Annotated in this window: 13 protein-coding genes; 12 read left to right on the top strand and 1 reads right to left on the bottom strand. The window is 63.1% G+C overall.

Going from position 1 to position 8,507, the window contains the following annotated elements; translation table 11 throughout:
- Window positions 1–439, top strand: a 439-nt coding sequence (locus tag ACFQE9_RS08280) for a hypothetical protein (protein WP_379743093.1), incomplete at its 5' end; no start/stop codon positions are given.
- 340 nt (window positions 440–779) lie between these two features.
- Here ACFQE9_RS08280 and ACFQE9_RS08275 read toward each other — a convergent pair.
- On the bottom strand, window positions 780–1,001 hold the full coding sequence (locus ACFQE9_RS08275) for a DUF8118 domain-containing protein (protein WP_092735464.1): 222 nt from the start codon (window positions 999–1,001) through the stop codon (window positions 780–782).
- A 229-nt stretch (window positions 1,002–1,230) separates the two neighbouring features.
- Between ACFQE9_RS08275 and ACFQE9_RS08270 the strand changes: the two genes are divergently transcribed.
- From ACFQE9_RS08270 to ACFQE9_RS08220, 11 genes are all read left to right on the top strand, one after another.
- Complete coding sequence (locus ACFQE9_RS08270; protein WP_379743090.1) at window positions 1,231–1,809, top strand: hypothetical protein; 579 nt, start codon at window positions 1,231–1,233, stop codon at window positions 1,807–1,809.
- The gene (locus ACFQE9_RS08265; RefSeq protein ID WP_379524696.1) at window positions 1,806–2,018 is read left to right on the top strand and encodes a hypothetical protein; all 213 of its coding nucleotides are present in this window, start codon (window positions 1,806–1,808) and stop codon (window positions 2,016–2,018) included. The genes ACFQE9_RS08270 and ACFQE9_RS08265 overlap by 4 nt, the downstream gene beginning before the upstream one ends.
- Window positions 2,015–2,308 (top strand): hypothetical protein, encoded by a 294-nt coding sequence (locus tag ACFQE9_RS08260; RefSeq protein ID WP_379743087.1) that lies wholly within the window; start codon window positions 2,015–2,017, stop codon window positions 2,306–2,308. Before ACFQE9_RS08265 ends, ACFQE9_RS08260 begins: the two co-directional genes overlap by 4 nt.
- A gap of 3 nt (window positions 2,309–2,311) precedes the next feature.
- Entirely contained in the window at window positions 2,312–2,812 is a 501-nt protein-coding gene (locus ACFQE9_RS08255; RefSeq protein ID WP_379524694.1) for a metal-dependent hydrolase, read from the top strand.
- 159 nt (window positions 2,813–2,971) lie between these two features.
- Window positions 2,972–3,232 (top strand): type II toxin-antitoxin system HicB family antitoxin, encoded by a 261-nt coding sequence (locus ACFQE9_RS08250; protein WP_092735462.1) that lies wholly within the window; start codon window positions 2,972–2,974, stop codon window positions 3,230–3,232.
- Window positions 3,232–3,477, top strand: coding sequence for a type II toxin-antitoxin system HicA family toxin (locus tag ACFQE9_RS08245; protein ID WP_092735461.1), 246 nt, complete (start codon window positions 3,232–3,234; stop codon window positions 3,475–3,477). Before ACFQE9_RS08250 ends, ACFQE9_RS08245 begins: the two co-directional genes overlap by 1 nt.
- Window positions 3,478–3,479: 2 nt before the next feature.
- Window positions 3,480–3,632 carry a hypothetical protein gene (locus tag ACFQE9_RS08240; RefSeq protein WP_379524701.1) on the top strand — a complete coding sequence of 51 codons (153 nt, stop codon included), beginning with the start codon at window positions 3,480–3,482 and terminating at the stop codon, window positions 3,630–3,632.
- Window positions 3,633–4,002: 370 nt separating this feature from the next.
- The gene (locus tag ACFQE9_RS08235) at window positions 4,003–4,158 is read left to right on the top strand and encodes a hypothetical protein (protein ID WP_379743083.1); all 156 of its coding nucleotides are present in this window, start codon (window positions 4,003–4,005) and stop codon (window positions 4,156–4,158) included.
- 221 nt (window positions 4,159–4,379) lie between these two features.
- Window positions 4,380–4,622: a hypothetical protein gene (locus ACFQE9_RS08230; RefSeq protein ID WP_379524700.1), complete on the top strand. Its 243-nt coding sequence runs from the start codon at window positions 4,380–4,382 to the stop codon at window positions 4,620–4,622.
- Window positions 4,619–8,083, top strand: a complete 3,465-nt coding sequence (locus tag ACFQE9_RS08225) for a hypothetical protein (protein WP_379524699.1) — start codon at window positions 4,619–4,621, stop codon at window positions 8,081–8,083. The genes ACFQE9_RS08230 and ACFQE9_RS08225 overlap by 4 nt, the downstream gene beginning before the upstream one ends.
- A gap of 222 nt (window positions 8,084–8,305) precedes the next feature.
- Window positions 8,306–8,507, top strand: a 202-nt coding sequence (locus ACFQE9_RS08220) for an HGGxSTG domain-containing protein (RefSeq protein ID WP_379743080.1), incomplete at its 3' end; no start/stop codon positions are given.

Below are 8,507 nucleotides of genomic sequence, written 5' to 3'. Positions count from 1 at the left end.
CGCCGGCGGAGGAGCTCCCAAAGGCAACACGAACGCCGAGATACACGGCGGGTTTAGCGACTGGAGAAAAGCATACGAACGGTTCGACGGGGAGACGAAAGCATACGTCGAGCACCTTCGGGAGTGTATGCGAGAGACGGCAAAGGAGCACGCGCCGGACGTCCCGGAGGACCGACGGGAGCGACTGATTAAGGAGAACGCGACGCTGTCGGTTCTATGGCACCGAGCGGCCGGGGACGCGTTCGGGACGCCCGAGAATCCGGTCGACGGGGCTCGCGGGATCGTGATCGAGGAGGAGCGAGAGCACAACGGGGAGACGTACACCGTATACAAGGAAAACCCAGCCTGGAGAGCGGAACGTGCCATATCACGGCGGGAACGGTCGATCGGTCGGGAGCTCCGGTTATACCCAGCCTTTCAGGACGGAACCGACCAATAGGGACGCCGGTGGGACCACGTATTCGGATAACACGTATGGTCCCAATACGTGACCCCAGGACGCCCTCGCCGGCGGATCCCGATCCCGCCGCCCTCGCCCGTGTTCGATCGTTTATCTAACCGACCGGATGTATGTCTGACGCGGATCGTCGACGGAAGGTGTCGAGAAAAGGAACCATTACGGGACCGACCGGCTCGCGTGTTGGTTAAGAGACGCCCGCCGTGTTGGTTAAGACCGGCTCGGTGACGCCGTCGACGATCGATTTTCGCACGGCCTTCAGGCGCGCGCTCGCGCGACGGTGGACCGGAAAGCAAAAAAGAACGTTCGGGAGCTGGGGGAGTTACTCCTCGGGACCGTCGCACCCGTCCCGGTGGGTGGCGTGACGGGTATCGCCCTCGAGGACCTCGACACCGCACCCGGTACACCGGACGTATTCGGCGCCGGTCGGCTCCCCGTACTTGTCGTATTCAGCAAACGGACCTTTCCACCGAGGACCCTCCTCGACGACGATCGTGTGTTCGGAACCGGTACGCCCTTCGGCTCGGGTATCGTATGCAGACATGGGTTTTCTCTCCCGAGACAACCCGGCTCGCGTGTTCCAGCACGCGGGCGCTTTCAAAACGCCCCGAGGAACCGGTTTGTCTCTACCTATTGGTAGTAGCCAAAAGGTAATAAGTATTTCCCATTGGGTTAACCTATTGGGTTCCACCAATAGGACTAAGGGATCCGGACGTCAATACCGAGGTATGCCGGAACGAAAACGAACCGAGGCGGGTACGTTCGTCGAAACGGTGACCCTCGAGGACGTCCGGGACGTATTCGACGAGATACGGGGACCGGTGGTAACCTCGAGTGACGTTTCCGATCGACTCGGGTGTACGACCGAAGCGGCTCGGCAAAAACTCACGCGCCTATACGACCGGGGCGAGGTGGATAAGCGAAAGACCGGTCGGACGGTGATATACTGGAGAGCGGGCGAGGAGGACGCGAGAGCCGACGCCGTCGAACCCGCGGCCGAGACACCGGCGGATGCCACGAACGCCGAGAGCGGGCGCACACGCGACGAGAGCGACGACCTCGCCGAGGAGGTCCGCCAGTACCTCGAGGAGACGGACACGCCGCCAAAGACGGAACACGGCCGCTCGGCGGTTCTTGATGTGTTCCGATACCTTCGGGAGCACGGAACGACGAAAACGGGCGAGCTCCAGGACGAGATATACCCCGAGTACACCGACGAGTGGGGATCCGCCCGAACGATGTGGAACGCCCTCGACCGGTACCTCGGGGACGTCCCTGGGATCGCAAAGGGTGGGTACGGTGAATGGACCTATACGGGCGACGACGCCGTTCGCGAGGAGCTGGGGCTATGATCGGCGAAAACGCTCGCGGGGTGGGGCCTTGGTCCGGCGGCTCCCGTGTTCGGGCTCTCCTCCCCGGAACGGACACGACGGTGGTCGGTCGGGTTCGGGGCGGTGACGCCGCCGGCCGGGTTCGTGTGATCGTCGACGGCGACGACGGCGAAAAGGACACGTCGATCCTCCTCCCCCAGGATCGGATCGTCGAGGTGGTCGATCCGTGACCCGCGACGACGACACGCCCGAGGAGGACGCCCCGACCGACGCCGGCGACGGTCCCGAGCCGGTCCCGGATAGTGACCCCCGACACATCGATCCCGCCGGGGACCTCGCGGACGCCGTCGAAAGCGGCGACCTCGAGTTAACGCTCGCCGACGACACCGACGCCGAGGAGTTACGGGACCTCGTCGACGCCGCCGAGAGCGGGGAGCTGGGGTCGGTCGAACCGGGACTTGAGGCACAGGTTCGGATCGCCCGCGCGCTCCTCGAGGACGTCGACGACGGCGAGGAGTAACCGATGCACAAGAAGGGCCATTACGGGGCCGCCCTCCTCGGGTACGCCCCGCTCGCGACGATCGCCCTCGCCGGCGGGTTCGACGTCCCGGCCGTCGCCGGCGCCCTGGTAACGCTCGGGTTGGCTACAGTCCCGGACCTCGATATGAGGATCCCGGGTATCCCCCACCGGGGACCGACACACACGGTTCAGTTTGCGGTTCTTATCGGGCTCGTGACCGGCGCGGGTGGGTTTCTCCTTGCGGCCGGATACGGCGCTCCCCTCGCGCTCGCCGGCGGGCTGTTCGGGTTCGCGACCGGCGCCGTCGCGATCGGCTCGCATATCGCCGCGGACGCGCTCACGCCGATGGGTGTCGAGCCGTTCGGGGCGAACGGACCGCACTATTCGCTCGAGGTGGCACGGGCGGCGAACCCGATCGCGAATTACGCCCTCCTCGGGATCGGGATCCTTGCCGCCGTCGGTGGTGGAATGCTCGGAACTGGGATCGACGCGGCTCTCGGGTAACGCCCCGAGTCTTACCTAACACGCCGCCTTTCCGTGTGTTCGGATGTTTGGTAAGACCCCATTTTTTTGCCGGACCTACACGGGCGCGCGAGGCTTTGGAAAAATGGCTTTGAGGGTTCTACCGAAAGTTTACATCACTACCCCGGCGTATCTGTTAGTATGGCAACCGTCGCAGATCCCCCCGGACGGGATAAGGTCGAGTTTATTCGGGAGGACGACGGCCGGGTAACGGCGCGACACGTCGAAACCGGTGTTGCGTCGTTCGGTTCCACCGAAAGCGACGCCCTTCGCGAGCTCGCCGACGCCCTGGAGAGCCACCGCGGGGAAGGGACCCCGATCGACGATCCCGAGGCATACCTCGAGGAGCAAGGGATCGACGCCGAGATCGGCGAGGCCGGACGGCCGCCCTGGCTTGAATAGTGGTCCGAACGACGTTTTCGTCCGACGAGATAATCAAAGGCCTATCGAAACACGGGTTCGTCCCGGTCGGTGGGAAGGGGAGCCACACGACTCTTAGATACAAGAACCCCGATACGGGGAAGGTGCGGACGGTAACGGTCCCGAAGGGTGACCCGATCCCGATCGGAACCCTCCAGGATATAGCCGACCAGGCCGGCGCGAATGACTTTCACGACTTTTGCCGATGGATCGACGCCGTCGTCTAACTATGTCACACGACACACCCGAGGACGCGCTTACGCTGGAGGAGTTGACCGACGCCCTCGCCGACGCGACGGGGACCACCCGCGAGGAGATCGAACGCGGGGCCGAGGAGCTGGAGATCGCCCCGCCGAGCGAGGCGACCGTCGTCGACGAGTAACCGCTTTTCTCGACACCCGCGTTAACCAACAGTCGGACGTCCCGAGCCGTGCGTGTTGGTTAAGACCGTAGTTACACCGGGAGTACGCACGATCCCAGTCGCCGAAACACGCGGGGAGAGACGCCGAGGACGTCAATCCGTCCGGTCGCCCCCAGGGGATTACTCCCCTACACCCTGATTATACTCAGGACATACCAGGAGTATGATGATCCCATAGGTGTCCTATGGGAATGGATGAAAACCACCACTAACCGGACGTATGGTGCCGTAATCTAATTGATTTCTAATTGCCGTGGATGGGTGTATGCCCACCTATCTATCAGGGGAACGGGAAGACTTTTGGTCACACCGACACATAGCCTAATCTGTAATGGACCGAACCAGCATTACCCTGGGATCGGAGACACGGGACGCCCTTCGGGAGTACAAGCACGATCGCGAGCTCTCGAACTACGATGAGGCGGTTCGTGACCTCCTCCAGGACGGCGCTCACCCTTCTAATGGCCCGGATCGCGGGTCTTTTTAGGGTATGGTGCCGTTGCTATGGGATAGGTAGAATCGAACGACGGCGGGACCGGAGTCAATTGGTACCTGGCTCGGTCCTATCGCCGTCGAAGGATGTTGGTGGGACGAAGGCGCGGAAAGGCCTTCTACCCGGACATACACGGTCCGGGCCTAAGGTTCTTTCTGATCGTCCGGTCGTCGTCGTCCCCGATTCGCCCCCGCACGGGCTACACGACCGCACGAATGCACGAATACGACACCAACGACGGACGGATCGACCGCGACCACTACGAGGAGAGCCCTTCAACGGGAGCCGAGGAGACGGCACGGATCAATCACGCTCGCGACGGATACGACCACACGCCGACGTGTGAGACGTGTGACCGCGAGGGCGAGCCGATCGTTATCTGCGATCCCGAGCACGTCCGGAAGGTTAGCGTTCGGTGTTCGGTTCACGCAAAGGACTTTCTGGAGGTATCTGTATGAGTAACGACCACGACGACACGAAAGCACAGCTCGCCGAGTATCTGCGATTGAATCCGGACGCGACCGCGATCGAAGCGGTCGGACACGCCGGCGCCGATCCCGATCGCTGGGTGGACGTCGTCCGGGACGCCCTCGAGAGCGACGATCCACATACCGCGATCCGATCGGGAGAATCGCCCGAAACCACCGGAATGGACACCGATCCCGACCGCCCGAACCCTGGGGTTGAGACGGAAAGATCGGGTTCCTCGCCGAATGAATCGGCCGAAAACGCCGAGAGCGGGGAGACGGACACGGTGGACGTCAATACCGAATGGGGTTCCTGGAGTGACGCCGACTTTACGACCACCGAACCGGACACCTACCCGCCGGCGCTCCTCGAGCGGGAGCAATGGATGGGCCGACTGAAGGGCGAAAAACTCCCGTTCGCGCCGTGGGGAGACGCCGACCACCCGGACGGCGAGGACGAAAAGGACGCCCGATACAAGTGGGGGATCGCCGATCATTACGTCGACGGTGACACCGTCGCGCTCGCCGAGGACGATCACCAGCTCGGGGGGCGGGTGTTCATCCAACGGGAGAGCGATCCGTTTGCGTTCGTCGACGGTGACGACGTCCGGGATCCCGAAACGGGCGAGGTACACCCGGCGTTTGTTGCGATCCTCGAGCACCTGGGGCTGACGTATGCCGACGTGTCGACCTCGGGGGCGGGAGCACACGCCTACTATCACGCCCCGGACGGGCTCCCGATCGACGGGAAGGGGCAAGCGGTATTCGACATAGACACCGAACCCTGGGGGGCGAACGACGCCCCGCCGACCGTCGAGATATACGCGAATAAGCACGTCTGCGTGACGACGGGCGAGCACGTCGACGGGACACCGACCGACCTCGCCGAGTGGGACGCCGACGCCCTTCGATCGATCCTCGAGGCGAACGGATACGAGGACAAAGACCGGATTAGCCACGACACCGACCGGGACCGGTCCGACCTCGAGGAGTACGATCCCGAGGTGACCGGGAGTAACGACACCGCCGAGGATATTCGGGACGTGTTGAAGGCTGTCGACCGGCTCCGGGTTCACGACCTCCCCCTCCGAACCCGCACGACCGGCGAGGACGCGACCGGGTGGCGCACGTTCGATCCCAGTTACCGCTCAAGTGAAAGCGGTGAGAGCCTACACGCGCCGGCGGACGAACCGGTGTTTCACGACCACAAGGAGGGCGAGAGCTTCGGGCTCCTCGGGCTCTTTGCGGCCGAGGAGGGGATTATCCGACACCCGTGGGACCGGCTCGAAGGGTCCGACTGGTGGGACGCCGTCGACGCCGCCCGAGACGCCGGGGCGCCGATCCCCGAGTACGACACGACCGACACGGCCGAGCATATGACCGTTCTCCCGCCGAGTGTTCGCGACCTTTCCACCGCGACGAGCGGGTGGGACTGGAGACACGCCGCCAAGGAGACGGACCTCACGATCGATGACGTCCGCGACCGAACCACCGACGCGATCGCCGACGCCTACGGTTCCGGGGATCGGGTACTGATTGAAGCGCTCCCGACGATGGGCAAATCCTACGGTTCCATCAAAGCCGCCGCCGAGACGGACGAACCCGTGACGATCCTCACGGGACGGGGGCGAAAGGAACAGTACGATCAGCTCCGCGAATGGTGCGAGGAGCACGGTTTGACCTACAAGACCCTCCCGTCGTTTACCCGCGACTGTGAGACGGCGAACGGCGAGCACGGCGAGGACTGGGCCGAGAAGGTTCGCGGGTGGTACAACCGAGGAGCGACACCGAAAGCGATCCATGCGTTCGCCGAGGAGGTACTCGGTCGAGCGCTCCCGTGCCAGGCACAAGAGGGACACCGGTGTACCTACGCCGCTAAATGGGACTTTGACCCTGAAACGGACGGGAGTGGTGACCCCGAGGAGGACATCCCGATCGATGTTCTAATCGGGCACTACACCCACGCCTACAAGCCGAAGGTAACGACCGGGCGAACGGTGGTATTCGACGAACACCCAAACGGGGCGTTTGAAACCGTTCTCGGTCCCGAGCTCCAGGGCGCCGTATCGTATTGGCTGGAGACGACCGGCGGGATCCCGTTTGACAGTTACACCGACCTCCTCGAGAATCGGGACGATGAAAGCCGCCGATCGGACGCCCTTCTATGGTTTGAGGAGAACGGGATCGAACCGGACGAAACCCGAGTGTTCGACGATCGGAACGCACACGCGACCGCTCCCCTGGCAGTCTTTACGCTCCTCGCGAGCGACGACCTCGAGAACGGGTTTGAACGTGCGGACCTTGGGGAGCACGGGCTCGGTATCTTTAACCGGGCGAACGGTTCCGTATCGATCCTCCAGCCACCGGCGTTAGACTATACCACCGGAACCGTCGCATTAGATGGAACGCCGACGAAACGAATGTGGGAGCTGTCACTCGGGGAGCGGTTAACCCACCGTCAAGTGCTCCAGGACGGGGAGCGGACCGAGTACCTTCGGGACGCTTTGAATCTGAATATCGTGCCGACCACCGAGTACGTGAAACCCTACAATTCGCCCGACCACGTCAATACCGAGGAGGACGGCGCGCTCCTCGAGGCGATCGCCAAAGTGCACGGTGAAAAGCCGGGTGTCATTACGACCACGACCGCGGAACACGAATACGACGCCGAGGGCCTCCTCGAGTACGTCGACGAGACGAAACACTACGGGAACGTTCTCGGGAGTAACGAGTTTAAGGAGAAGCGACTGGGGGCGGTGGTAGGGTCGAACCACTACGGGGACGGATACATCAAGAAGTGGGGCGCCTACGCTGGGGAAACCGTCGAACGGGGCGAGGGGAAAGGTGCCGACCTCTCATACACCGGGATCGGCGAGAAGATTTTGACCCATATGCGGGAGCACGACACCCTACAGGCGGTAATGCGGTTCGGCCGGGACGGGAACGGCGCCGTCGTCTATACCCATACGAATACACTCCCCGAATGGGTCCCGATCGCCAGCGAGGGGCGTGTACTCAAAACCTGGAGCGACGGGATGCGGGATGTCCTTACCGCGCTCGAGGATATGGGAACCGCGACCACCGAGGCGATCGTCGACCACCCGGCGGTCGACCTCTCACGCCAGCAGGCGTTTTCCCACCTGGAGGAGCTTCGCGACCGGGATGTCCTCGAGCGGATGCAGGACACCGAGGACGGGCGCCGTGTTGTATGGATCGACGACGGGTTACACCGGCTCGGCGAACACGGCGAGGCTGAATTAGACCCCGTCGACCTCGAGGAGTTGACGGACACGGAAGTTCGTCAAGTTGCACGTAGTAGTATCTATACGTGGGACTTTACGAACCGCGAGGGTTCGGACACTCCCGAACCGGTCCGAGCGGGATCGACGCCGTCGACGCCAGGGACACGCGCCGATCCTGGGGGGAACCGACCACCGGATCCGGCTGATTGACCGACACGAACCGGGTTCGGACGCCCCGGCGAGGAGTGGCAACGACGGATATACGGAACAACCCCATGAACGCCCGGATCCTATGAACAACCCCATGGACGTCAAAACGAAAGGCCATAGAAGAAAAGAGACGCCGCTTTTGCCGAGGAGAGCGGCCGACGCGCCGGGTTTCGAGACAAACACTTACCCCATAAGGGAACCCTATTCCTTTTTGAAAGTATTATGAGCTCCTCAAAATCGGGCGATACAGGGCGCCGATACGGTGACATTTGCGGGGCGACCAATAACCGCGGGGAACCGTGCGGGCTCCCGGCGGGCTGGGGAACGCCGGGATCCCAGGGCGGTCGGTGTAAATTCCACGGTGGATCGTCGACGGGACCGAGCGACACCGATCACCTGGAGGAAAACGACTTTGCCGAGGGGA

Source organism: Halopenitus salinus (genome assembly GCF_042662125.1).
GTDB lineage: Archaea > Halobacteriota > Halobacteria > Halobacteriales > Haloferacaceae > Halopenitus > Halopenitus salinus.
The sequence above is the reverse complement of the archived record's forward strand: the minus strand, read 5'-3'. Positions and strand labels throughout refer to the sequence as shown.

Bases quoted from the DNA above. Each gene is read 5' to 3' on its own strand.
- ACFQE9_RS08240 (WP_379524701.1), top strand. From the start codon at position 3,480: ATGTCACACGACACACCCGAGGACGCGCTTACGCTGGAGGAGTTGACC.
- ACFQE9_RS08250 (WP_092735462.1), top strand. From the start codon at position 2,972: ATGGCAACCGTCGCAGATCCCCCCGGACGGGATAAGGTCGAGTTTATT.
- ACFQE9_RS08230 (WP_379524700.1), top strand. From the start codon at position 4,380: ATGCACGAATACGACACCAACGACGGACGGATCGACCGCGACCACTAC.
- ACFQE9_RS08255 (WP_379524694.1), top strand. From the start codon at position 2,312: ATGCACAAGAAGGGCCATTACGGGGCCGCCCTCCTCGGGTACGCCCCG.
- ACFQE9_RS08265 (WP_379524696.1), top strand. From the start codon at position 1,806: ATGATCGGCGAAAACGCTCGCGGGGTGGGGCCTTGGTCCGGCGGCTCC.
- ACFQE9_RS08275 (WP_092735464.1), bottom strand. From the start codon at position 1,001: ATGTCTGCATACGATACCCGAGCCGAAGGGCGTACCGGTTCCGAACAC.
- ACFQE9_RS08225 (WP_379524699.1), top strand. From the start codon at position 4,619: ATGAGTAACGACCACGACGACACGAAAGCACAGCTCGCCGAGTATCTG.
- ACFQE9_RS08235 (WP_379743083.1), top strand. From the start codon at position 4,003: ATGGACCGAACCAGCATTACCCTGGGATCGGAGACACGGGACGCCCTT.